Below are 24,728 nucleotides of genomic sequence, written 5' to 3' on the forward strand. Positions count from 1 at the left end.
ATCTTTAACAAATTGTATAAGTCACAGGCAAAACAGAATTCTCTTTGTATGCTGTATCAGTAGGCGAGCGATCGCCCGCCATCGAATCATTTTCTGTCGTTTGCGTTTTGGACAGCCACCGTGGCTCCGATTAAACCTCACAAACTGGATCTCGATGCAAGTTACCCCTGTCCCTGTCGTCGCCAAGGGGAGTTGATGCCGATCGCCCTCACGGAAGCTTTTGGCTGTCGGCGCTGTCAGCAAATTTTTGTCGTCCGTCCCGATGGCTATTCGATTGAGCAGTTGGCCACCACCTATCCCTACAAACGCGCATGGTATTGGACAGGATTGCAGTGGAATCAGTTGCAGCGGGGCTTCTCAGAAAGCTATTGGTATTTTGCGATTGGCCTGAGCTTCTTTTTATTGATGCCTATTCTCCTCTGGCTGCCCTTACTTCTACAATTGTCCTTAAAACCTGAAGGGCTGCTATGGATTATTGCCTCCCTGCTGATTGCACTGACACCGGCATTTCTAGTCTGGATTGCCCTCTCCCGTCGTTGAATGCGCTGCGGCCATGTTGCCTGAGCCGCTAAGGGGGGCGCGGGTCGCCAGTACACACCTCAGCCAAGCCAGCTATGCCCTCCGTCAGGACGCTCTTCGGCGATTGATTGAGGAGTTGGCAACAGCAGAACCCCTCCTGTTGGAGCAAAATACGCTCGATCTTGAATCTAGCCGCGATTTAGCAGTGTCCCAGATTGTTCTTGGCTGGCTGCGGCTGACCCATGAGCGCCTCCACCGCATTCGGCAGTGGTTAGAGCACCTTTACCACGCGCCAGATCCGTGGCAGCAGCCGTTGCCAACGCGACCCGAGCGGTTTCAGTACGCCGTGCCCTTGGGGGTGGTGGCCTTGGTCTATGAAGGGCTACCCACTTTAAGTTTGATGCTGGCGGGCATGGCCCTCAAAACGGGAAATGCCCTTGTGCTCTGGAGTGGTGAAAGTAGCCGCTATACTGCTGGGGCGATCGCCAGTCTCATCGAGGCCGCCCTCAGTAAAACCAGTCTGCCCAAAGCCACCATTCAAACCCTCTCCCTGAGTCCAACCAGTTGGCTTGCGGATCCCGTCGCTGTTGATCTCGCCCTTGTCTATGGCCGCTCCCGCTTTGTGGCCGAGCAACGCGCTGCTGCTCGCTGTCCCTTGGTCTCTCTTTCCCTTGGGAATACCTATCTGGTTTGGGATGGTTCGGTGTCGCCAGAGAGTGTCCTCAACTGTATTCAGCACAGCCACCAAGCCAATCCCGATCGCGCCCTTGCCATTGAAAAGGTCATTGTGCTCGGTAATGTCAATCCCTCCCATCTGGCATTTGTGATCAATGAACTCACCCAAGCGGGCTACAAGCAGGGGGTGGATGAGCACTTACACCGCAACTATCCTGAAATTCCCCTCGTGGACGCCAGTGAGTGGCCACTCCCCTATCTGGATCGACGCTTGGCGTGGCACTACGAAGAGGATCTCACCGCCGCAGTGCATTGGATTCACCAGTATGGCAGCGCCGCCAGTGGGATTATTGCCAGCAGCTACGAAGACTGCCGTGCCTTTTATCAGCAGGTGCAAACTCCCCTGGTTTTTGTCAATCGTCCCCCCCAACTAGAGCGCTTGGATGCCTTGGCCATTGGTGCTGCTGCAAGGGGTTGCCAGCGGGGACTCTTTGGCCTTGGGCAATTACTCAGCACCAAGCAGGTCTATCTGTAGGGAAATTTTAGCTGGAACTGACAGGGACAGGCGTGAGCCAATCGCCACTGCCATTGGTTTCCACTTCCGTGAGCCAGCGTTGATAATCGGCGACAAGGTGTTGACTGAGGCGTTGTTTAATCGTTAACAGAACGCTCTTGAGTAAGCCATTGCCGGTGGCTTCGAGAATCGGGCGCGGTGTGAGATCCAAAGGCGGCGGAATATCCACGCCCACCTGCAAGTCAGCTAGACCAATCAAATCCGTGCCGTTTGCCGTTGCTTGGGGAGACAAATAGCCTTGGAGCGCAAGGTGAAAGCGGCGATTAATGTAGTCCACGCCGCGAATTTCACAGCCGAGGGAGCGCAATTGTAAAGAGCCATCGCTATTAGCATGGACAGCCAGATCCACCGTGGGCTGCAAGCTGACCATGAGAAAGTTAAGGGGACGCATCTTGAGGCGAAAGCGATCGCTACCCAAAAATTCCACCCGTGTTGGGTCAGTCAGGGCATACACCAGCCGCTGGGGTTGGCGCAGGTAGTGCTGCAGAAGGGCCGTGGGCGTTGCAATACTGAGGCGCACAGATTGGCTGGCCTTAAATTCTAAGTACATAGCACACCTAGCGAACGTTGTTTCTAATGTAACGAATTATTAAGAAAGGGGTAAACGGTAAACCGAACTCCCTAATCTGCCCAGCGGGTTTGCCGTCCCAGCCAAATGACCGGAATGAGACCGACGACCACCAAGGCCAAAGCACTTAAGGCGGCTTCGGGAAGTCGCTCATCAGAGGCAAAGCGGTAAACCTGTATGGCTAGGGTATCAAAGTTAAAGGGGCGAATCACCAATGTTGCAGGCAATTCCTTCATCACATCGACAAAGACCATCAGGGCAGCGGTAAAAAGGCCGGGCACCATCAGCGGCAAGTGAACCGTGCGCAGAATATTCCAGGGCGATCGCCCCAATGTCCGCGCCACCTCATCCAAGGACGGACGAATCTTCACTAGGCTGGCCTCCACACTGCCCAAGGAAACCGCCAAAAAGCGTACCAAGTAGGCATAGATCAGGGCTGTGATTGTGCCACTGAGAATCAAGCCCACTTCCACCCCCCACAGGTGCTCAGTGACATCATTAATGACGTTATCTAGCCACCCCAAGGGCATGAGAATCCCCACCGCAATCACCGTACCGGGAATGGCATAGCCCATCGCCGCAATCTGTGTTCCCCAACGCACCCAAACCGTTGGCAGCAAGCGATGCCCATAGGCCAAGAGCAGGGCAATGCCCACCGCCAAAACCGCAGAGAGGGTGGCCAAAATCAAGCTGTGGCTGGCGTGTTCTAAAAATTCACGGCTGAGGTGCAGTTGTTGGTAGCTGATGGCCAAGTAGAGGAGCAACCCGCCGGGGAGTAGAAGACCAAAGAACACCGGTAGGGCACAGGCCAGCCAAGCCAAAGCCGCTCGCCAGCCTTTGAGCACGTAGGGAATGGGGCGATCGCTCCCGCGATTGTAATAGCGTGCCTTGCCCCGAGACCATTTCTCCACGAGCAGCAGGGCAAAAACAATCACCACCAAAACAGCTGCCAACTGAGCTGAGGCCACGCGATTGCCCATGCCAAACCATGTGCGATAGATGCCTGTGGTAAAGGTATCCACGCCAAAGTACTGCACAGTACCAAAATCATTCAGGGTTTCCATGAGCGCTAGGCTGGTGCCGGCAGCAATGGCTGGCCGAGCAAGGGGCAACGCCACCGTCCAAAAACTGCGCCAAGGCCCACAGCCAAGGGAACGACTGGCCTCTAAGCTACAGGTGGCCTGCTCCAAAAAGGCTACCCGCGCCAAGAGAAAGACATAGGGATAGAGAACGAGGGTGAGCATGGCGATCGCCCCGCCAAGGGAGCGGATATTGGGAAACCAGTAGTCACCGTAGCCCCAGCCCGTCAGCTCCCGTAGCCACCCCTGAATCGGACCTTCAAAGGCAAAAAACTCCGTATAGGTATAGGCCAAAACATAGGCGGGTGCTGCCAAGGGGGTTAACAGTAGCCATTGCCACCAGCGCACCCCCCAAAACTGACAGTTGGTGACCAGCCAGGCAGTACTGACACCAATGACAATCACCCCTGCTCCCACCCCCAACATTAGCCAGAGGGAGTTGAGTAAATAGTCGGGTAAAACGGTTGTGGCCAAATGGTGCCAAGTGTCACCCGTATTCACAAAGAGTTGACTGAGAATGACCAAAATCGGTATCGCAATGACCACTGCAATCAGTGACACCACTAACTCCCAAGGTTTGAGCTGCACCAACTGCGGCATTCTCATGGATTTCAACATCGGGCAACCTCCCAAAATAGGTACTGACGTTGTGGGCAAGAGGTAGAGAGGACTCAAAGAATGGTCAAACTAAAGTCTAGCCAAGGGGATCGCGTGATTATCGCACTCGTAGAAATGTAGTCCACCCCTGTCAAGGCCACTGCTCGCAAGGTTTCTAGGGTGATATTGCCAGAGGCCTCAATTTTAGTGTGGGGGGCTGCGGCGCGGATCATCGCCACGGCTTGGGTCATCTCTGGAATCGGCATATTGTCAAGCATGATCACCTCTACCCCCAAGGAGAGGGCTTCGCGCACCTGCTCTAGGCTCTCAGTTTCCACCTCAATGGCCAAGGGAAAGGGACTGGATTGGCGGACTTGTTCAACCGCAGCCGTGATGCCCCCCGCTGCCACAATGTGGTTATCCTTAATCATAATTGCATCGTCAAGGCCAAAGCGATGGTTGACACCGCCCCCCACCGCCACTGCATATTTTTCTAACAGGCGCAGTCCGGGCGTTGTTTTGCGGGTATCGACGAGTTGCGTTGGCAAGTCAGCAATTTGCTGGGCGTAGGTACGGGTGAGGGTGGCAATGCCACTGAGGCGCATCAGGCAATTGAGAGCCAGCCGTTCACCTAGGAGTAAGGTTTCTAGGGGAGCTTCAATGCGAGCAACAATTGTCGGCGCCTCACAAAGGGTGCCCTCGGCCTGCTCGTAGTTAAACACTACTGCTGCTGTCAGGCGTTGGAACACCCGCTCCACAATGGGCAGACCGGCAATCACTCCCTGACTTTTGAGACGAATATGGGCTTTTCCTTGGCGATCTTGGAGATGCAGGGCTTGGGTGGTGCGATCGCCCCGCCCGATGTCCTCCTGTAACCATTGATCCAAGAGGGGATCTAGGACACACCACGGCGGCAAATAGGCAGACCCCCTAGGACTCATTGGAGAGCGTCACCAATGTCTGTAACTTGTCCCATGCGGCGCCACTGGCCAGAATCGCCTTTGCCCGATCCACCCCTTCCCACCAATCTTGAACGACTGCTGCCACGTAGAGAGCTAAGGCGGCATTGAGCGCCACCACATCCTGCTGAGCCGTTGTGCCTTTGCCCTGCAGAACTTGGGTAAGAATCTCGGCATTGGTCTGGACATCTCCTCCAGCCAGATCCCTCAGGGGGGCACTGGCGAGTCCCAAGGCTTGGGGATCAAGGACTTCTTGGCGCAGCGATTCCTCAGGGCTACTAAACATGACAAGATCGGTCATATTGCCGAGGGTGGCTTCATCCACTCCTTCGCGACCATAGAGGACAATCCCGCGTTGGCGTCCGAGACGTTGGAGGGCGCCGGCCATGGCTTCAAGATAGCGATCGCTAAAGACACCAATCACCTGCCCTGTGGGGTGGAGCGGATTCACCAAAGGACCGAGGAGATTAAAGACGGTGCGAATTTTCAGGGTACGGCGCAGGGGAGCCACGGCTTTCATGGCGGGATGCCAACCGGGGGCAAAGAGAAACGTAATCCCCACTTCCTTGAGCAAAAAGGCGGGATCGCTGTGAGCAAGATTGATCCCAAGGTACTCAAGGACATCCGCTGAACCGACGCGGCTAGAGACGGAACGATTGCCGTGCTTAGCCACTTTGACACCGGCTGCTGCGACAACAAAGGCAACCGCTGTGGAGATATTAAAGGTACCCGCGCGATCGCCCCCGGTGCCGCAGGTATCAATGAGGGGTTCGGCTAAATTTAGCGGTGCAGCGGCGGACTGCGCCAGCAATACCTTGGCCATACCCGTGAGTTCCTCAACCGTCAGCCCCTTGAACTGTAATGCCGTGAGAATGGCACCGGCGAGGGCATCGGGAATTTCTGCTGCCAGCCATCCTTGCATTAACTGGGTGGCCTGCTCTTGCGTCAGGGCTTGGCGATCGAGGAGTTGTTGGAGCAGGTCAGACCACATTGAACCTTAATTGAACCTTGGAGGAGACGAATCGAGGGTTAATTGAGTTGTTGCTGGCGCTGGCGTGCCTGCCAATAGTGCATCGGTAAGCAAAGCAGCGAAGAGGTGGTGAGCAAAAAGGCCAAGAGTGCGGTGATTTTGCACATTTGACCTAAATCAGTGCCTTCTAATGGTACAGCGATTTGCAGACCCCGCGCACCACAATAGACGAGCCAATAGACAAAGATCATGCGCCAAAGGGTTTCACCATAGGCCTCTTGGGGGGAATACTCCCGCAGGGGACATTGTTTTTCCTCTTGATAAGCTGTGTACAAGAGCCAGCTTAAGCCACTCAGGGCGGCGATCGCTGAAACAATTAAGATTCCCACTGACCAAGAAGCAGCCACTGTCATTGTCCTTTTGCACTCCCTATCATCAGCACATCGTTCCTCAGTCTAGGGGAGTCATTTGCAAGGGATGACAATTGCTAACAATTTGAAATTTTTACATCAACATAATTTACAAATGCTCTCTAGGTTGAGGTGAGCCATCACGGCTGCTGTAAGTTGATCCAGGGCAACAGTCCGTTGCTCGGCATAGTGGGGAATGGCTGTGGGTAGGGGGGGCAGTTGACGGCGCGATCGCAACCCATTTAGCCAATGGCGACGCCAAGCACCATTTTCCAATAGCCCATGCAGGTAGGTGCCCCAAAGCGTGCCCGCCGTGTTAACAAGGCCGAGTTCTGAGGCAGAAAAAAGGGGCTGCCAACCGTTGAGATCGCCTGTGTATTCACTTTGGCCTTGGTGAATTTCATAGCCCACGATCGGCTCAGGACAGGGGAAATAAATGGATTGGGTTTGTTGTTGCTGGGTACATTTGCTTACCCCCAATTGCGTGTGCAGCGGCATGAGTCCCAGTCCTTTATAGGTGCCGGGGCAGCCCTCTAAGCCCAGAGGATCGCTGATGGTGGTACCCAAAATCTGCCACCCACCGCAAATACCGAGAATGGTTCCCCCTTGGGCAGCGTAGGCTTGTAGTTGCGCTGCCATCCCCGTTTGCCGTAGGACGTGGAGATCAGCAATCGTCGTTTTCGTCCCCGGCAAGATCACGGCATCGGGTTGCCCCAAGGGACGATGGGGGGGTAGAAACTCAAGGGAGACACTGGGTTCCGCCAGCAGGGGATCGACATCGGTGAAGTTGGCAATACGCGGTAGTCGAATGACTGTAATTTTCAAGTCTGCCCCTTGGCGTTGGGGACGCGGATCCCATAGATCAAGGGAATCTTCGGCAGCGTAGTGGCGCTCGAGCCAGGGAATCACCCCTAAAACCGGTACTCCTGTGGTCTCCTCTAGCCATTGCACACCACTGTCAAGGAGCGATCGCTGGCCACGAAATTTATTAATGACAATCCCCTGAATGAGCGATCGCTCAGCAGGATCAAGAAGCATCAATGTCCCGACAATGTGGGCAAAGACGCCCCCCCGATCAATATCCGCCACAAGGATCGTCGGTGCCCCAAGATACGTCGCCACCCGCATATTGGTGAGATCGCGGTGCTTGAGATTAATTTCTGCGGGTGACCCTGCACCTTCACACACAATCCAGTCAAAGCGTTGTCGCAGATCCGCCAAGGCCTCGGTAATCGCCTGCCAACCCCGCTCAAAATAGTCCCGATAGTAGTCTGCTGCTTGGGTGACCCCCGCCACCTGCCCCTTGAGAATCACTTGGGAGGTCATGTTGCCTTGGGGCTTGAGGAGAATCGGGTTCATCGCCACTTCGGGTTCTATCCCTGCCGCCCAGGCCTGCATTGCTTGGGCATAGCCAATTTCACCTCCCTCACGGGTGACGTAAGCATTCAAGGCCATATTCTGTCCCTTAAAGGGAGTGACACGGTAGCCCTGCTGCGCCAGCCAACGACAAATCACCGCTGTGAGGAGAGATTTACCGGCATGGGAGCTGGTGCCCACCACCATCAGGGATTTAGCATTCATGGTCGAGTTGATCATTACTTCGCTGCCTGTGGGACCTTTTCCAACAGTTCCGGGGCTAGGGATTGAGTCAGGTTCAGGCCATGGGTGGGCGAACTCAAGGCCATTGCTGCGGCCGGTGTCAGCCATTGCCGTGCCTGTTCATCCCCTAGAAGGTGCAAGCGTAAAAAGGCTAAGCTTAATCCTCGCAGATAGGTGCGCGATCGCGGGGGCATGGCACCGACAAGGGACTGGGGCACAGGCAGCACCGGTTCATTTTGACCCGCCTCACCAATGGTTGAGAAATGGGTGGCATCGTCTATCAACACCAAGTAGCGATCGGGCGTCGTCAGCCATGTAAAGGGATAAATTTGCTCCTCGACCGCTGGGGCGATCGGATCGTCACTGGCAGCCACAAACATAACGGGAATTTTCAACTGCCTCAAGGATTCAGGACTAAAGACCGCACTGGTAATCGGGTTAACAGCAATCACCGCTTGCACACGGGGATCCTGTAGGGAATAGACCTTTGGTGGTAATGCTTGCGCTTGGCATTGGAGCAGCAGTGACACATTAAACGAGTCGAGAACACTTCTTGTGCAATGTCGCCGCAGTTGTTGAAAATCCAACGGTGCCCCCGCGAGGGCGAGAGCCGTGTAGCCGCCAAAGGACTGACCAATCATTGCCACCCGCTCCAAATCTAGCCGCCCTGCCCAAGGATAGAGTTGCTCAGGAAATGTCCCTAAACGATTGAGGACAAACGTGACATCGAGGGGGCGATCCAGAAATTCTTGAGCCGCCACCCTAGGAGTGACATGGCCTATGGCAAAGGACAGCAACTGACGGGTGGAGCTGCCCACATGCTCTAGGGCAATGACGGCAAACCCATGGGAGGCCAGATGTTGACACAAATAGCGATAACTGTAGCGATTGGCTCCCAATCCATGGGAAATGATGACCACTGAAACCCGCTGTCCCGCAGGAACGATGGGTAGATAGAGATCCGCTGCAATGGGGCGGGAATGTCCCGTCAACTGCAACCGCCGAGGCGATGCATCCACTGCTGTCCAAGGCATCTCGAGCCACCGCCAAGGCCCCGGTTGGGGCAGTGATTGCACACTGGCAGGAATAGATTCTGGCTGATTTGCGATCGCCTGTTGACGAACAACATCCAGAATTGTCTCTGTTTCGCGGATTGTATGCTGGAAGTTTTTGAGAATCGCGAGTCCTTCCTTGAGATCAAAGCGGATACTGGGGGAGGGGTAATGGCGCATCACACTCAACGCGGTCAGACCCTTGGGATCAGTGGCAGCGAGAATCAGGGCGGATCGCAGGGCACGGGCGTTTTCTTGGCGGCTTTGGGTTTCGAGAATTCGGCCCGCTTGCACCATCAATTCTTGACCAAGGGGGGAATACAGGAGTTGGGCAACAGCCACCGGCGAGAGGCGCAGCCGTTCTTGTAAGGCCAACCGCAATTGCTGCTGATGCACAGGCGGCAATAACCGTAAATAGCTGGCGAGTTCTGGGGAGGCTTGGCCAGTGGTAGCAAAGCGTTCTAAATCAGCAATGGGGAGCGATCGCTCGAAGGGGCCATAGCGAAAAATAATCCGTTCTGCTGCCGTTGCCGACAGCCCCCTTGATCCCACCAAAAAGATGCTGAGACCCGCCACAACACTGAAGGGGGGCAAGAGAAACCACTTAAGGGAGAGAGTGTTCACAGCGAGGAGTCACGCAACACCACTAGATCAAGAAATTTAGAAAAGTAGTGGGAACAGCGCTCAGCGCAAAAATTCTATAGGTACTTTCCAGTATAGAGATAGCCCTTTGCTAATATGCCTGCTGCTGACATCATGCCCGCGCCACTTTGGAACTGCTAGGGTGCTGTCCTCGTCTTGAAAACTACTCAGGTTGTGAGCCAGCGCAATACCAGTACGTGATGGACATCATCACCATCTCGTTGGCGCTATCACCCCGCAGCCCACACCCAACTCCTATGGTAGTAGTGTGGCAGGTAGGGAAATGACCAAAGATTAACGATAAGCCCCCCTAACACTTCCCGCTACCGCTTTTCATTAAGGATCTTGACCTATGAAACGCCCTATTTTCACGTCACTGCGATATTTCGTTCCTTGGAGCTTGGCCGTACTCATCCTCAATGCGGGTCTGAGTTGGGCGGGATTTACGCCCCCCAAAAACCTATCCCGGCCGGGGAATCGGGAGGGGGCAGCCACCCGCGGCGTCTGTAGAGTGCAAACAGCGGCGAACGAACCGGATTTAATCGCCCTAGTACCAGCAAGTAATATTGGTTTAACGGCAGTTAATCGCCCCACGTTTTACTGGTATTTACCCGCCAATAATTACCAAGCTCTTGAGTTTGCCCTCTTTCAGAACCTTGCCGACGGGACGCAGGTGCAAATTTACAAGCAGCAGTTTCCGATGGCCAATCGCCCGCGCCTAGACAGTATTACGTTGGCGGGTGACGTACCGCCCCTACAGGAGGGGGTGGACTACCGCTGGACGGTGAGTCTCATTTGCAATCCCCGAGATCCTGATCCATCACAGATTCGCTTTGTGGAAGGCTGGGTACGGCGGGTGACACTACCAAGGATCCCGAACAAGCAACTGCCCCAGGTCAGTCCTGTAGAACGCTATAACCTGCTGGCTAGCCATGGCCTGTGGTACGATGCCCTCGAGACATTGGTCAAACTGCGGCAGCAACAGCCAACTGACCCCAAGGTGAATGCCCTGTGGACAGAGTTAATGACCGCTGAGGAGGTTGGCCTCGATCGCCTGAGCAATTTGGCGATCGCCCACCGCAGCCGGCGCAATTTACGGTAACTTAGACAGGGCGGTGGAGGGGGGCAACTGTACCTTGGAGGCAAGCCCCAGTCCTTGGAGTGTGCGAATCACCCACCAAGTGGGATCCACTTCCCACCAGTACCAGCCGGCCTTGGCCACGTGGGGATAGGCATGGTGGTTATTGTGCCAACCTTCGCCGTAGGTGAGGAGGGCTGCCCACCAAAGATTGCGAGAGTTATCATCGGTCTCAAAGCGACGATAGCCCCACTTGTGGGTGGCGGAGTTAATCAACCACGTGCTGTGCCAGAGGAAGACCGCCCGCATAAACATTCCCCACAGCAGCCATGACCAACCCCCAAGGCCATAGAGGAGCAAAGCAAGGGGCACTTGCAGCAGCAAAAAGTAGCGATCCAGCCAGCGGTAAAAGGGATGCCGCACCAAGTCTGGGGCAAAGCGGGCATACTCCTCAGCCTCAAAAAATTGGTGATGGGGATAGACCAGCCAGAGCATATGGCTCCACCAAAAGCCCCGCCGCGCTGAGTAAGGATCTTTGACTTCATCTTCGGTGTGGGCATGGTGCAAGCGGTGACCGGCCACCCAAAAAATGGGACCTCCCTGCATGGCCAAGGCACCCAAAACAGCAATGATGTATTCCAACCACTGGGGCACTTGAAAACTGCGGTGACTCAGGAGGCGATGGTATCCCAAGCAAATGCCGATGCTGCCAAAGAGCCAGTGGAGAAAGATGGTGACCACCAAGGCTGACCAAGAAAAAAAGAAGAGAGCAACCGCGGCCAAGACATGAACCGTCGTTAAAAAAAGCACAAAGGCCCAATTGAGGCGGGCAGTTTCAGGTTGGAGTTCTAGGGATGATGACATGGGCACTCCTCAACACCGTGTGCGGATTTAGACGCAAGTTGAAATCAAGTTGTAATCTAGAGAATCTGAGCCACCAAGACAATCCTCAGGGCAATCCTCGGCTGAGCCTAAATGGCCTTAGAAAATGTCTTACCAGATTTGTGTTGCAGGTAGGTATCAAAGACGGCAGCCACATTGCGGATGAGGAGTCGGCCTACGGGGGTGACCTCTAGGCGATCGCGCCCTAAATGAATCAGGCCATCGGCAGCCAAGTCCTGGAGTGCGGCCAACTCTGGAGCAAAGTAGGCATCAAAGTCCAGCTGGAACTGGCGAGCGATCGCCCCCTTGTCCAAGGTAAATTGGCACATCAGTGCCATGATGATGGTGCGGCGCAGCAGATCCTCAGGGCGCAGTTGAATCCCGCGTTCTGTAGCCAATTGCCCCGCCGCAATGTCACTAAAGTAGGTGGCTAGATGCTTCTGATTTTGGGCATAGGCCTCCTGCAACATGCTAATTGAGGTCAGACCAAAGCCAATCAAATCTGCAGGGGGCAGGATCGTATAGCCCTGAAAGTTGCGTTTGAGCGTTCCTGCTGCTTGGGCGATCGCCAGCTCATCCGTGGGCTTGGCAAAGTGATCCATGCCAATGTACTGATAACCTTGGCTAGTTAGCGTTTCAATGACCCGCTGCAAAATGGCCAGTTTGGTCGTGCCATCGGGTAGGGTAGCAGGGTCAATTCGCTTTTGGATGGGTTTCAAATTGGGAAGATAGGCAAAGTTAAAGACCGCAATGCGATCGGGGTCAAGGCGCACTGTTTTGGCAATTGTGGTTTCAAAAGATTGCACCGTTTGAAAAGGCAGGCCGTAGATCAGGTCAATGTTGACACTCTCAAACTCAGCAGCGCGGATCCACTCCATCACTTGAAAGAGCCACGCCTCCGGCTGCACCCGATTGACAGCCAGCTGAACTTGAGGATCAAAGTCTTGCACACCAAAGCTAATGCGGTTGAAGCCCAGATCGCGCAAGCGAAAGAGATACTCGCGGTCGATATAGCGGGGATTGACCTCAATGGAAATTTCGGCATCGTTGGCAAATTCAAAGTGGTGGGTGAGCGTCCGCCACAGGGATTCCACTTGGTCAATGGTGAGATAGTTGGGGGTACCGCCGCCCCAATGCATTTGAATCACTGGACGAGTGCGATCCAGCCGTGCCGCCACTTGGGCAATTTCCTCTGCTAAGGCATCCAAGTAGGTTTTGGCAATCGTTTGGCTTTGGGTGACGATGACATTGCAGCCGCAAAAATAGCAGGCGGTTTGGCAAAAGGGAATATGCACGTATAGGGACAGAGGCAGATGCCCTGCGTTACTCCGCAGCAGTTCCCGCTGGAAACAATGGCTATCAAAGTCAGCAGTAAACTCGGCAGCCGTGGGATAGCTGGTATAGCGGGGCAAGGGGCGATCGTATTTTTGCAGCAATGCCCCATCAAATTGAATTGGCTGAACCACACTCATGGATGTTTGCAAGCTCCTAACAAGATCAACAGTGGGCCTTAAACGGCAACAGCTTCAGGACGGGGTTGCTCCCGCCGACTCGGTTGGTTCTCAACAACGGACTGCCAGACCTGCTCGCCAACGGTGGCTTTTAGCTCCGACTCTAGGGCGTGCATGAGGTGGCAGTTGAGGGTAAAGGCAAAGTTGGCTTCCTTGACAATGCGGGCGATCGCGACCTCATCGAGGCTGAGGCTATCCAAGGTTTCCCGATACCGCTGCTTAAAGGCTTTCTTGTCTTCTGGGGTCGGCAGGGCTGGAAACTCGTAAAAGGCGGTGCCCTTGCCTGCGGGGAGCGCTAACTGGGAACGCACAATTTTACTCAGAGCTTGTCCCCCAGAGAGATCCCCCATATAGCGGGTGTAGGAATGGGCAATGAGCAACAGAGGATCACTTTGGGCGAGGTCATGAATACGACTGAGGTAAACGCGAGTGGCTGTGAGGGGGGTAATCTGATCGCGCCAATTGTCGCCGTAGTAGAAGGCCAAGTCTTCGGCCAGTTGGCCACTGCGGTTGAGTTCGGGAAAATACATCGCCCGCAGGCGATCGCTCGTAGCACTGGCTAAGGCAGCTTCGAGGTCGGTGTACACAAAGTAGAGATTGGCCAAGAACTGGCGGAAGAGGCTCGGCGTAATCAACCCGCGGACAAAACATTTCATGAAGGCGGTGTGTTCGGCCAAGCTGTGAGCCTCAGCAGTTCCTTCCCGCAGCGCAAGGGAGAGCACGGTCATACCTGTAACTCCTGAAATCAGTTTTTAACAATCTTTTTTGAGATGAGTTCATCCTGCCAACGGCGAATGGCCGTGGGCTGAACGGGGGCAGAAGGGCAAACTAAGGGTGAGTATTACTTTTTGACCATATGGCTGTCAAGCGAAACTTCAAAAAACATTACAAAACTGCCTACTTTTGCAAAATCGTCAAGACGGTTATTGACCGTCCTGAGGGATATAGTATAGTAAAACGGTATGACCTGCATAGGTTTAGTTCTATAGGAGTGAAAGGCTTATGGTGGCGATCGCCCCCAATCCCGATGCGAGTCAGAGCGTTAAAACTATTCGCGAAAACCTTTTAACCCCCCGCTTTTACACAACAGATTTTGAACAGGCAGCAAAACTTGACCTTAGTCGCCAGCAGGAACAACTCGAAGCAATGTTGGCGGAAATGCGGGCAGACTACAACCGCCATCACTTTGTCCGCGACGACGCCTTCAAAGGCACATGGGACACCTTGGATGCAGAGACCCACAAAGCCTTTATTGATTACCTTGAGCGCTCCTGTGTCTCTGAGTTTTCAGGGTTTTTGCTCTTTAAGGAACTCTCGCGCAAGCTGAAGAATCGCCACCCCCTCTTGGCGGAAATCTTTCACCTCATGGCACGGGATGAAGCGCGGCACGCAGGGTTTCTCAACAAGGCAATGATGGATTTTGGCCATGGCATGGACTTGGGCTATCTCTCTAAGGCGCGTACCTACACGTTTTTCCCCCTGCCATGGGTGCTCTACACCGTCTATCTATCGGAGAAAATTGGCTACTGGCGCTACATCATCATCTACCGTCACCTGGAAAAGCACCCCGAACATTCCTTCTATCCCCTCTTTAACTACTTTGAAAGTTGGTGCCAAGACGAAAACCGCCACGGCGATATTTTCAAGGCCTTGATCCACTCCCAACCTCAATTGATTCAAGGCTGGGGTGCCAAACTATGGATGCGCTTCTTCCTGCTGACGGTGTTTGCCACCCATACGCTGACGGTGCATGAGCGTGCCAAATTCTATGAAGCCCTTGGTCTTGATGCCACGGAATTCGATCGCGAGGTCATTGCCAAAACCAATGAAACGGCCGCTCGCACCTTCTCGGTGGTGCTCAATGTCGATCACCCTGACTTTTATCCGCGGCTGCAACGCTGTGTCGAAATCCATAAAAAACTCCAAGCCATTGAAGCCAGCAAGCAACCCAAGTGGCTGAAGGCCTTGCGGAAGCTTCCTCACCAGTTGGCGATCGCCGGCCACCTGTTACGCCTGTATCTCTTGCCCCCCGTCAATGCCCAACAGGAATGGGGCACCGTGCACTAGGGCTAAAGCTCCTCTTGGCGAAAACGGTTGAGCAGTTCTACCAGCAGCTCTTGGTTGGCCTTGGGAATCAGGCGATCGAGGGAAAGGGACTGCTGACCCCCGCCAAGTGGAACTGAAACCTCCTGCAAGACACTCGTGACCTGCGCCGAATTAACCTCCCCCTGCTCTAGGAGGGGCAAAAAGGCTTCGGCAAGGGGGGCTGCCAGCTTGGCATCAGCGAGATACAGATGCCATTTGGCCACATCCATATAGATATCGCGGCCAATTTCAGCCGCAAGACGTTCAATTAAGGGGGTACGACTCATTTAGGTCACCGCTTTTTCATTCACTCTATTTGTACCAGTCAAGGGGGGCGATCGCTAAAACAGACCGATCATGGGATAGTAATCGGGAAAACACCTGTGGACAAGGATCAGGCTCACCCATAGAAGGCTAATCATTAATTTTTGTTAAGAACTAAAACCCTAACGGTCTTTTCCCTAAGTCCTGAATGCGCTCAAAGCAGCCAAAATCAATGGTTACAGGGAGCGTGTCCTTTTTCTTTTAGGAAAGAGCTGTAGATTACAACAGTTTTTATTCTTTGTGCTACCATAGGCATCAGTTCTCTTTTAATTGCTCTTAATTGCTGATTGTATGGCTACGGCTATCCCCCCCGGCATTCCCCAAGACGTTCAGCCAAGTGAGACCCTACTAGAAGACTTGCGCCAAGATGTCATTCATTTGCTGAAACAGACCGTTGGCATTGTTGAACGCTACAACAGCCTCCATAAAACAGCAGAGAGGGATTCATCTCAAGAAAAAACAGAATTTTCAGGTACAGCAGCGATTCGGCAAGCCCTCACCAACGTTGAGGAAATGGCTCTACGCATGTCCGTGGTCGCCCCCATGAAAGCTGGCAAATCCACGATTATCAATGCAATTGTCGGTCAACCGCTTTTGCCTGCTCGCAATACTGCCATGACCGCTACTGCAACGGAAATCGTTTTAGATACAAACTACCCTGAACCTGTTCTCTTTGTCCCCGAAGAAACCCTCGCTTTATTCAAAAAGACAGCGGCGAAAATCCGCCAAGAATACAATAGGAATCGTGACAACGTTGCAGCTAGGCTACAGAAATATCCTCATCTTGACACCACATTTGAAAACATTATCAGGAATGACGGCACTTTGTTCAAAGAAGAAACAACAGGTGTCGAAAGTGTGCGTGAAGCCCTGCAACTAATGAATGATTTGGTACGTTTAGCCAGCCAAATAGTTCCTGCCTACAACCCTGTAAAGCGGATGCGGGAGCTACCCCAGATCAGAGTAGCACCTTTTACCTCTGAAGGCGAGGCTATCAACACCGCTTTGGGCAACCTTGTCATTATTGACACTCCAGGTCCTAACGAAGCAGGCGAGAACTTAGAAATCAAGAATATTTTTGCTGAACAACTTGAGCGTAGTAGTCTCATTTTGGTTGTCCTAGACTTTACCCAACTCAAGACTGAAGCGGCTAAAAGTGTTCAAGAAACTGTTCAGGCAATTGCTGAGATTCGTGGTGGAACTGAAAATATCTATGCCCTCGTAAACAAAGTTGATCAACGACGCAGAGGGGATATGACTCCTGCAGAAGTGCGGGAGTTTGTGCAGCAGGAATTTAGAATTCCTAGCTCTCATGTTTTTGAGCTATCTGCCCAACGAGCCTATTGTGCTGCTCGTTTCCTGAAGCAGCATGACTTAGGAGAAGACTGGCGGACTCGACCTGAAGCCAGAGATTTGGCAAGAGAAATTCTTGGGGATGACTGGGAAGAAGACTTAGAAGATATTGACAAAGATGCGTTTACTAAGAAAGCTAGAAAGCAGTGGTATGAACGCTCAGGATTTTATCAGTTTTTCACTAAAGTGATTAGTGAACTCATTAAAATTGCTGCACCGAAAGTAATCAGGGAATCTCTAAACATCACTCACGGCTTTATTCATAAGCTTCTTGAAGACATTAATTTGCGAAAAAGAAGCTATCAAGCAACCCTAGGTACACTTGAGGATGAAATTAAGCAACTAAATCAAGATATTAAGAAAATTGAAAATTCGGCTAATCTGTTGAATATTATCGAGGAGTATCAAAAAGAAATTAAGAATCAGATTGCCAGTGAAGTCTCTGAATTGAAGAACAAGGCAAGAGCAGACGTTAGTCATCTTTTTTCTCAAAAAGAGTATGAGCAGGCTGATGTTCTCAAAAAAGTAATGCTTTTTCTCACAGACTTTGCACACAAATTAACCAACGACAAGTCTCGTGAGGATCATTTAAGGATTCCTTTTAGCTCAAGGCATGACGCTGAAGATTTTCAGGGAAAAATATTTAACCTAGTTTCACAAGAAGCAGAAAAGTTTTTTGGTGATACCCAGAAAAAGATTGAAAAATTTGTAGGAGAAAAAATCCTTGGATTAAAGAAAGAAATAGAGGAAGAAACTCAGCCTATCCTAGAAAAAGCAAGAGAACGACTCCAGATGACTTTTAATGTGCAATTAAGCCTTCCTGATTTTCAGGTTTCAAAGGCTAGTTTTGGCAATTCTGAACTTCGACCCGAAGCTTTAACTAGGACTGTCAATAAATTTCGAAAAGTGGAAAAGAGATTTTGGTGGCACTGGTTTTGGCTAATTCCTAAGGAAGTGTATGAAATTTATACAGAGACTATTCAAGAATATGTAGTCTATCTCAATAAAGTCGTTGAGGAAATCAATCGACAAATAGACACCCAAGCGAATCAAATAGAACAAGAGGTTAATAATTATTTAGAAAAAGGTTTTAAAGTAGAAGCAGAACAATACATCGAGTATCTCAGTAGCTATCTCAAGGATTATCGAACAACTCTGATTGAGAGCCAAGAATATCAGAGAAAGTCTGCTGTTGAAAAAGAAGAAGTGATGAAGCAACTAGAGCAGCTCGAGGAGGATGCTCAAAAAGCGAAGTGTGATATTCCAATTTATTCGCGTCGAGTAGAGCAAGTTCTGATCAGCAGTATTGAAGGTGAATACTGAGCCGACAAATTATTAAATTTTATTGCAGATTCGACTTTCCTTACCGTACAGTGTCAACACTTTTTATCTTTTGTGCTAACCTAGCCCCCAGTACTCCCTGACTGCTGATGATGCCGATTTATTTAAGTCGATTAAAGTAATTTTTTGCGTTGTAGATTTTATGAATTACTTAGCCATTGAAGAGCGAATCCCTCTTGCCAATGATCAGCTACTGATTGATTTAGCTAACAGCATTCACACAAATCAGTCTTTGATAGCGTATCGCGCCAATCGAGGTTTTTTGGGTAGGTTACTGGATAGTTTAACAGGTCGCACTTACCAGCAAGATACCCTTCTTGCCCAAAACTTGACCCGAGGACAGGAAGCATTACTGAGCATTACCAATGAACTGATTGAAAAGCTGCAATTTACTGAGTATGCTCTTGTCACTACCCAACACTCCCTCCGAGAAACTCGTGAATGTCTTGTAGCTACTCAGCACTCTCTTCGAGAAACTCGTGAGGGGCTTAATCACAACACGCAGGCATTGAGTAGTTTATTGAATAGTTTAATTGAGACCTGCGATCGCAAGTTTCAAGAGCAAGAGAAACGTATTGCTACCCTTGAACGGCGAGTGACGGCACGGGAAGATTTCGATCGCATTTTCTCTCTCTGGCGAAGTGGCCAAAGCTATCACGATCTCCCTTGGGCTATCCAAATCCTATTTTTAGCCCGCGAAATCTACAACAGTTCCATTGCCTACCTAGAACTTGAACAACAAGTCACTTATTATCGCGACCTACTGGTGAATGAAATTTTGGCGCACCAGCGGCACTACTTACCCAAGCATTTCTTCAGTACCGCAACGCTGCTAAAAGTAACTCGGCAAGCAACAGCACAAGAGGATACAGAGATCGTTTACGACATTCTGGCGAGTTGCCGCTATTCAGACTCCTATCCCTTGCTGCGCAATATGTCAACACTATACTGCCAACAGCAGCCTTCCTTTGTCCTTCAGCACCCTCCTTATACCCTAGATGCCAAAGAAGTCATTCAGCGGATTGTTCATGAAACTGCCGCTGCAACGTTGCATTCCCTCCAGTCTCTGAAATCCAAGGAGTGATTATGCTAAACACTGGTTCAAAAGTTGGTTTAGTCCTCACGGGTGGTGGTGCCAAAGGTGCTTACCAAGTGGGGGCACTGCGCTACCTCGCTGAACAGGGATTTGAACCGCACATTATTGCAGGTACCAGTATCGGTGCCCTCAATGGCGCCATCATTGCCAGCTATCCCCAGCAATTGGCTCGGGGTGTGAGCAAGCTCGAGGAGATTTGGCGTGAGATTGGTGCCGCCAATATCATCTCCGCCAACCCCAACTGGCTCAGCATTCTCATCAGCTATGGCATCCAATCTGCCTTACCTGAATTTGGGGGATGGATCAATACTTTTTTGACAGTGACGGGGATTCTCCCCAAATGCTATTCCTTCTTTGACCCGCGCCCGATCGAAGAACTTGTGCACTCCTATGTAAACTACAACCAACTGAAACGGGGTACGGAGCTTTGGGTAACGGTTTTTCCCTCATTGCAAATTCCGGGTCTGGGCTATAACCTGTTGATGACATTGATTGACATGTGTCGCGTTTGGACAGGCACAAAAGCTGAGTGGCTGCGGGCACAGGATATGGATGACCCAGAGACGTTATTGAACTTGCTGCTGGCGAGTGCGGCCGTTCCTTTGGCCTTTCCGCAGCGACAGGTCAATGGTCAAACCTATGTGGATGGGGCACTTCAGGATAATGTGCCCTTGGGAGCGTTGGCGCAGCGGGGCTGTACCCATGCCATTGTCATTCACCTTGAGGATGGGGTGCCCTGGAATCGTTATGACTTCCCTAATTTGACAATCATTGAGATTCGACCACAGACAGTGCTGAATACTTCAAACACGGTTGTACTGGGGAGTCTAGAAAGCTTGCTCGATTTCCGGAGCGATCGCATTGCCGCCCTGCAAGCACAAGGGTATGCCGATGCCAAGGCAGCCATTGAGCCGATCCTCACCCTTGCGCAGAACCTGAGAACCCTGCGCCAAACCCATGGGGAGTTAAAGGCTTCTACGGCAGCACTCTTGAATCCCGATGAGTTAAAAACCTCTACAGCAGCACTGCTCAATCACAACGTTACTTTAAAATCAATACCCCCCATGGTTGATCCATAGGGGGTCATCAGGAGATAGCTCAGCACCGACCTATGGATCGTAGGGCTTCTTGCCGGTGAACTTCAGTTGCGAAGGATTGGGATTTTGGCCAATGGAGCGGGGCACTGAGTTGACGGCTTCACGCCCTTGGTTCACCTTCTCAGGGAAAACACCATCCTTGGGATGGATCAACACCGTTTCACCATCGGGGAAAATGCGGTAGATTTTGTAGTCATTGATTTTGCGGGGACGCAGTTGCTGAGCGGCTAGGGCAAGGCACTGCTCCTTACGGGCAAGGTAAACAAGATTTTCCCCTTCACGCATAACCGCAGCCCCAGCCGTCGGCATTTCAAAAACCTGCTCTTTGGGGCTTGTCCAGGTGATGGCGTATTTCTCTTCGGTGTCCGCTGCGCTGAGGAGGCCGCCAGTGCTGCCACCATAGAGCGGGGGTTGCCCAGTGAGTGTTGTCATGCGTTCGATCCTCAATCTCTCACGTTTTCATTCTTAAGATCGGCCAGATACAACCCTTTTCTTGGATATGGGAACCATAAAGGGGATGCAATCCTCTCCCATAGGGGCTTTCGCAGTTTTGAGCGTTTGCCCTCCTTGCGAAAAGGGCTGTAGCCAGATTCAACGGCATCGTAGCATTGAAATCGCGGTGTTGATGCGAGTTGTGAGAAACTGTAACAGTTCCTTCAAAATAAGGAATTGTTGTTGAGCTGTTTGATCAGCATTCTGAATTATTTTCAATGATCACCCTTGAACAACCTATGGCTAAAGGGCTAATTTGTTAAGATTATTGACAAAGTGCGACAAAAATATGTCCGCTCCTCACAAGGGATTATTGAGCAATGCAATATCTCTACCTCCATGGATTTGCCTCGTCGCCGCGCTCAAGTAAAGCTCAGTATTTTCGCGATCGCTTTGCGGAACTCGGTCAACCGCTACTCATTCCTGATCTCAATCAGGGGGATTTTTTTCATTTGACCTTAAGTCGTCAAATTGACCAGGTAGAAGCGCTGCTCGCCCCAGAGGAACCCGTCACATTGATTGGCTCCAGTTTTGGTGGCCTGACGGCTGCTTGGCTAGCGCAAAAGCATTCCCAAGTGGTGCAACTGTTTCTGCTGGCACCTGCCTTTGAGTTTGCGATCCATTGGCTGCCGCGCTTGGGCGATCAATACCGCCGCTGGCAAGAAACGGGTGTGCTGGAGGTGTATCACTACACCAAAGAACGCCTGCTCCCCCTTAGCTATGGTTTTGCCAAGGATTTACTAGAGTACGACGATCGCCAGCTGCAGCGGCCTGTGCCTACCCTCATTTTCCATGGTCTTCAGGATGAGGTGATTCCCATCGAAGCCAGTCGTCGCTACTGTGAAGGCCGCCCTTGGGTGAGTCGGGTGGAATTGGACAGTGATCACGCTCTCAAGGATGTACAGCCGGCCATTTGGGGCATGATGTATCCAATCATCTATCAGCAGTTAACTTGAGAGGCTGGGTCAAGGGAGACCGCAGGAACTTCTGCTCGCACGGCGCGAAACATGCCAAAGCGGCACAGTCCCATGCCAAAGGCAAGCCGCATCAACAGAAAGGTGGGTACTTCCCGCAAAGATTTTACTAGCCCCGGTAGGCCAAAGCGAATCAGCCCCTCTGGTCGCACAATTCCCTGCCAAATTGAATCTAGCCACGAGGGGAGCGTTTCCTGTGTCCAGTCAGCAGTGATCACCTCTCCAGCCACTAAACCCGTTGCGGCAAGGGCTTCGGCAAAGCCTTCAATACTGGCAAAGGCGGGGTGTGCCCATTGATCCAATAGCTGCCGCATAATGAGCCGCTCCCAGAGGTTCAAGGGGTGCTGGCGATCGTCCCTTTGGTTCCAATCGGCAACCACAAGAATCCCCCCCGGCTTTAGGACACGGAGTAATTCCTTAGCAAACTGCTGTTTATCGGGCATGTGGGGGCCGGCCTCAATTGACCAAACCACGTCAAAGCTGGCATCTGGAAATGACAAGGCTAGAGCGTCATCCACCTGAAACTGCACATTGAGATCCGCAGGAGTGAGTTCCCGCGCCCGCCGTACCTGTTCAGGGCTGATTGTAATTCCCGTCACGTGAAAGCCATAGTCACGCGCTAGCATACGACTGCTCCCGCCAATGCCACAGCCCACATCCAAAACCGTTGTCCCCGGCGGCAGGCGATCGAGACCCGCCCAGCGCACCATTTCATGGACAAAATCTGCCTTTGCTTGGCGAAAGTCCTTACAACGGGGGGGCGAACCATAGTGGCCAAGGTGAATATGCTCACCCCAGTAAAATTCAAGAATGCCGTCATTGGTCCAGTCGTCATAGGACTCGGCGACAGAGCGGGCAGACTCGTACTTGCGAGGAAACAGGAGATAAAGCGCTAACCCTAGGAGGACTAACGCGCCAACAATGATAACCAGTATGAGCAATAGATGAGACATGCAGCAGATTGGCTGGTGAAACCTTTCACTATGATGACGAGGTTTTTAGCATTTCCACAAGGGAAAGAGCCACAGATGGGTTTTCGTGGGAGATCGTACGCTGTTCAATACTATCTTGAAAAGTTGGTGCAATCCTACCTGCTAGTGCTGCGGGCACCCAATCCTCGTGAAAAAGGCTGTAACTTAATAATAAGGAGCCTTAAAAATTCTGGAAGGAACTGCCTTGGCGGATGTGCCTGTGTTTGACTCGATTGAATCTGCGTTGGATGCCCTGCGGCGGGGTGAAGTTATCGTCGTGGTGGATGATGAAAATCGTGAGAATGAGGGGGATCTCATTGGTGCCGCTGAGCGTGTGACCCCAGCCATGATTAACTTTATGGCGGTTCATGCCCGAGGATTGATTTGCCTCGCCATGGAGGGCGATCGCCTCGATGAATTGGATTTGCCCTTAATGGTAACAACAAATACCGATAGCAACCAAACTGCCTTTACGGTGAGTGTTGATGCCGGTGCCCGTTGGGGCGTGACCACAGGCATTTCCGCCGAAGACCGTGCCCGCACCATTCAAGCCCTCATTGACCCGACGACCCAGCCTCAAGATTTACGTCGCCCCGGCCATGTCTTTCCCCTGCGATCGCGCCCTGGGGGGGTTCTCAAGCGAGCCGGCCATACCGAAGCCGCCGTCGATCTGACACGGTTGGCAGGTCTCTACCCAGCGGGGGTCATCTGTGAGATTCAAAATCCCGACGGCACCATGTCGCGGCTGCCCCAACTCATTGAATATGCTCGCACCCACCAACTGAAGATTATTAGCATTGCCGACTTAATTAGCTATCGTCTCCAGCATGAGCGTTTTGTCCGCCGCGAAGCTGTGGCCAAGCTACCGACGGAGTTCGGTGAATTTCAAATCTATGGCTATCGCAATTCCCTCGATCAATCGGAGCACGTCGCCATTGTCAAAGGAGATCCTGCCACGTTTAGCGAGCAACCCGTGCTGGTGCGCGTTCATTCTGAATGTTTGACGGGCGATGCCCTCGGTTCACTGCGCTGCGATTGTCGGATGCAACTGCAAGCGGCTCTGAAAATGATTAACGCGGCAGGACGCGGTGTGGTGGTTTATCTGCGCCAAGAGGGTCGTGGCATTGGCCTAGTCAACAAGCTACGTGCCTATTCCCTGCAAGATTTGGGAATGGACACCGTGGAAGCTAATGAGCACCTCGGCTTCCCAGCGGATTTGCGTAACTATGGCGTTGGCGCCCAAATGCTCAATGACTTGGGAGTGAAGCAGATTCGCCTGATTACCAATAACCCCCGTAAAATTGCTGGCCTCAAGGGCTATGGCCTCGAAGTGGTGGATCGGGTGCCCCTGCTGATTGAAGCGACGCCCTACAACACCCCCTACTTGACGACTAAGGCGGAGAAACTGGGGCATCTACTGCTACAAACTTACCTGATCACAGTGGCCTTTCGCTGGCAGGAGTCGCAATTAGATGCGGGCGATCGCTATGAGCGGTTGGAAAAAATACGTCATCTGGCCGCAGGCGTCCATTTGCTAGTGCGCGAAGAAGCTCGGCCCGTTGCGCAGGCCATCTTTGGACATCCTGACCTGATTGTTCACTTTGGCTTTGACCAACCCCATGTGGCCGATCGCCAGTGGTATCAGCAGCCAGAACATCCCTATGTCTTGGCGGTGCAAACCCTGCTGCGGCAATTTTGCCAATGGCCAACCCTGAAGGGATTTGAGTTTCTCGTGGCCACCGGCAGCGATCCAATGCTCAACCTACCGATGGATCTCGATCGCCAAGCCTACACCCAACAGCCCCCCAGTGAGTGGCAACCTCATCTCATCTATTCATGGTCAGCAGTAGCAGGTTAAAGCGTCGATGAATATCTTGGAG

General features: G+C 52.2%; 22 protein-coding genes. 9 read left to right on the plus strand and 13 right to left on the minus strand.

Annotation, left to right across the window (positions count from 1 at the left end):
- Positions 1-120 precede the first annotated feature (120 nt).
- Both RHI63_RS11140 and RHI63_RS11145 read left to right on the plus strand, forming a co-directional pair.
- Complete coding sequence (locus RHI63_RS11140) at positions 121-540, plus strand: hypothetical protein (protein WP_206200210.1); 420 nt, start codon at positions 121-123, stop codon at positions 538-540.
- A 13-nt stretch (positions 541-553) separates the two neighbouring features.
- Entirely contained in the window at positions 554-1,729 is a 1,176-nt protein-coding gene (locus RHI63_RS11145; RefSeq protein ID WP_206200211.1) for a hypothetical protein, read from the plus strand.
- Between the two features lie 7 nt (positions 1,730-1,736).
- Here RHI63_RS11145 and RHI63_RS11150 read toward each other — a convergent pair whose 3' ends face one another.
- From RHI63_RS11150 to RHI63_RS11180, 7 genes are all read right to left on the minus strand, one after another.
- On the minus strand, positions 1,737-2,318 hold the full coding sequence (locus tag RHI63_RS11150) for a DUF1997 domain-containing protein (RefSeq protein ID WP_206200212.1): 582 nt from the start codon (positions 2,316-2,318) through the stop codon (positions 1,737-1,739).
- A gap of 71 nt (positions 2,319-2,389) precedes the next feature.
- Positions 2,390-4,033 carry an iron ABC transporter permease gene (locus RHI63_RS11155; RefSeq protein WP_206200213.1) on the minus strand — a complete coding sequence of 548 codons (1,644 nt, stop codon included), beginning with the start codon at positions 4,031-4,033 and terminating at the stop codon, positions 2,390-2,392.
- Between the two features lie 53 nt (positions 4,034-4,086).
- Positions 4,087-4,953, minus strand: a complete 867-nt coding sequence (nadC, locus tag RHI63_RS11160; protein WP_310800225.1) for a carboxylating nicotinate-nucleotide diphosphorylase — start codon at positions 4,951-4,953, stop codon at positions 4,087-4,089.
- Positions 4,943-5,962 (minus strand): anthranilate phosphoribosyltransferase, encoded by a 1,020-nt coding sequence (gene trpD / locus RHI63_RS11165; protein WP_206200215.1) that lies wholly within the window; start codon positions 5,960-5,962, stop codon positions 4,943-4,945. Before trpD ends, nadC begins: the two co-directional genes overlap by 11 nt.
- 38 nt (positions 5,963-6,000) lie before the next feature.
- Entirely contained in the window at positions 6,001-6,354 is a 354-nt protein-coding gene (locus tag RHI63_RS11170; RefSeq protein WP_149819466.1) for a hypothetical protein, read from the minus strand.
- A 96-nt stretch (positions 6,355-6,450) separates the two neighbouring features.
- Complete coding sequence (locus RHI63_RS11175; protein WP_310800577.1) at positions 6,451-7,932, minus strand: cobyric acid synthase; 1,482 nt, start codon at positions 7,930-7,932, stop codon at positions 6,451-6,453.
- A 14-nt stretch (positions 7,933-7,946) separates the two neighbouring features.
- Positions 7,947-9,626 (minus strand): alpha/beta hydrolase, encoded by a 1,680-nt coding sequence (locus RHI63_RS11180; RefSeq protein WP_206200218.1) that lies wholly within the window; start codon positions 9,624-9,626, stop codon positions 7,947-7,949.
- A gap of 370 nt (positions 9,627-9,996) precedes the next feature.
- On the opposite strand from RHI63_RS11180, the gene RHI63_RS11185 reads away from it, so the two are divergent.
- Positions 9,997-10,746 carry a DUF928 domain-containing protein gene (locus RHI63_RS11185; protein ID WP_206200219.1) on the plus strand — a complete coding sequence of 250 codons (750 nt, stop codon included), beginning with the start codon at positions 9,997-9,999 and terminating at the stop codon, positions 10,744-10,746.
- Here the strand turns inward: RHI63_RS11185 and RHI63_RS11190 are convergent.
- The 3 genes from RHI63_RS11190 to RHI63_RS11200 form a co-directional block, all read right to left on the minus strand.
- A complete protein-coding gene (locus RHI63_RS11190; RefSeq protein ID WP_206200220.1) occupies positions 10,738-11,586 on the minus strand; it encodes a fatty acid desaturase in 849 nt (282 codons plus the stop codon). The two genes, RHI63_RS11185 and RHI63_RS11190, sit on opposite strands and share 9 nt — an antisense overlap.
- Positions 11,587-11,693: 107 nt before the next feature.
- Entirely contained in the window at positions 11,694-13,076 is a 1,383-nt protein-coding gene (gene hemN / locus RHI63_RS11195; protein ID WP_302678321.1) for an oxygen-independent coproporphyrinogen III oxidase, read from the minus strand.
- Between the two features lie 38 nt (positions 13,077-13,114).
- Positions 13,115-13,843 carry a biliverdin-producing heme oxygenase gene (locus tag RHI63_RS11200; protein ID WP_310821600.1) on the minus strand — a complete coding sequence of 243 codons (729 nt, stop codon included), beginning with the start codon at positions 13,841-13,843 and terminating at the stop codon, positions 13,115-13,117.
- A 274-nt stretch (positions 13,844-14,117) separates the two neighbouring features.
- Between RHI63_RS11200 and acsF the strand changes: the two genes are divergently transcribed.
- Complete coding sequence (acsF, locus tag RHI63_RS11205) at positions 14,118-15,182, plus strand: magnesium-protoporphyrin IX monomethyl ester (oxidative) cyclase (RefSeq protein WP_310821601.1); 1,065 nt, start codon at positions 14,118-14,120, stop codon at positions 15,180-15,182.
- A 2-nt stretch (positions 15,183-15,184) separates the two neighbouring features.
- On the opposite strand, the gene RHI63_RS11210 is transcribed toward acsF, so the two are convergent.
- Positions 15,185-15,487: a DUF3181 family protein gene (locus RHI63_RS11210; RefSeq protein ID WP_206200224.1), complete on the minus strand. Its 303-nt coding sequence runs from the start codon at positions 15,485-15,487 to the stop codon at positions 15,185-15,187.
- Between the two features lie 328 nt (positions 15,488-15,815).
- Between RHI63_RS11210 and RHI63_RS11215 the strand changes: the two genes are divergently transcribed.
- From RHI63_RS11215 to RHI63_RS11225, 3 genes are all read left to right on the plus strand, one after another.
- Positions 15,816-18,200 carry a dynamin family protein gene (locus tag RHI63_RS11215; protein WP_310821602.1) on the plus strand — a complete coding sequence of 795 codons (2,385 nt, stop codon included), beginning with the start codon at positions 15,816-15,818 and terminating at the stop codon, positions 18,198-18,200.
- A 160-nt stretch (positions 18,201-18,360) separates the two neighbouring features.
- Positions 18,361-19,302 carry a diguanylate cyclase regulator RdcB family protein gene (locus tag RHI63_RS11220; protein WP_206200227.1) on the plus strand — a complete coding sequence of 314 codons (942 nt, stop codon included), beginning with the start codon at positions 18,361-18,363 and terminating at the stop codon, positions 19,300-19,302.
- A 2-nt stretch (positions 19,303-19,304) separates the two neighbouring features.
- Positions 19,305-20,393 (plus strand): patatin-like phospholipase family protein, encoded by a 1,089-nt coding sequence (locus tag RHI63_RS11225; RefSeq protein ID WP_206200228.1) that lies wholly within the window; start codon positions 19,305-19,307, stop codon positions 20,391-20,393.
- Positions 20,394-20,423: 30 nt separating this feature from the next.
- Here RHI63_RS11225 and RHI63_RS11230 read toward each other — a convergent pair whose 3' ends face one another.
- Entirely contained in the window at positions 20,424-20,843 is a 420-nt protein-coding gene (locus tag RHI63_RS11230) for a photosystem I reaction center subunit II PsaD (protein WP_149819488.1), read from the minus strand.
- A gap of 380 nt (positions 20,844-21,223) precedes the next feature.
- On the opposite strand from RHI63_RS11230, the gene RHI63_RS11235 reads away from it, so the two are divergent.
- Entirely contained in the window at positions 21,224-21,859 is a 636-nt protein-coding gene (locus tag RHI63_RS11235) for a YqiA/YcfP family alpha/beta fold hydrolase (protein WP_206200229.1), read from the plus strand.
- On the opposite strand, the gene RHI63_RS11240 is transcribed toward RHI63_RS11235, so the two are convergent.
- The gene (locus tag RHI63_RS11240; protein WP_310438502.1) at positions 21,844-22,830 is read right to left on the minus strand and encodes a methyltransferase domain-containing protein; all 987 of its coding nucleotides are present in this window, start codon (positions 22,828-22,830) and stop codon (positions 21,844-21,846) included. The genes RHI63_RS11235 and RHI63_RS11240 overlap by 16 nt on opposite strands.
- A 232-nt stretch (positions 22,831-23,062) precedes the next feature.
- Between RHI63_RS11240 and ribBA the strand changes: the two genes are divergently transcribed.
- Positions 23,063-24,706 carry a bifunctional 3,4-dihydroxy-2-butanone-4-phosphate synthase/GTP cyclohydrolase II gene (gene ribBA / locus RHI63_RS11245; protein ID WP_225901720.1) on the plus strand — a complete coding sequence of 548 codons (1,644 nt, stop codon included), beginning with the start codon at positions 23,063-23,065 and terminating at the stop codon, positions 24,704-24,706.
- Positions 24,707-24,728 lie beyond the last annotated feature (22 nt).

This window comes from Thermosynechococcus sp. GLH187 (assembly GCF_031583395.1).
In the GTDB taxonomy this organism is placed as follows: Bacteria; Cyanobacteriota; Cyanobacteriia; order Thermosynechococcales; family Thermosynechococcaceae; genus Thermosynechococcus.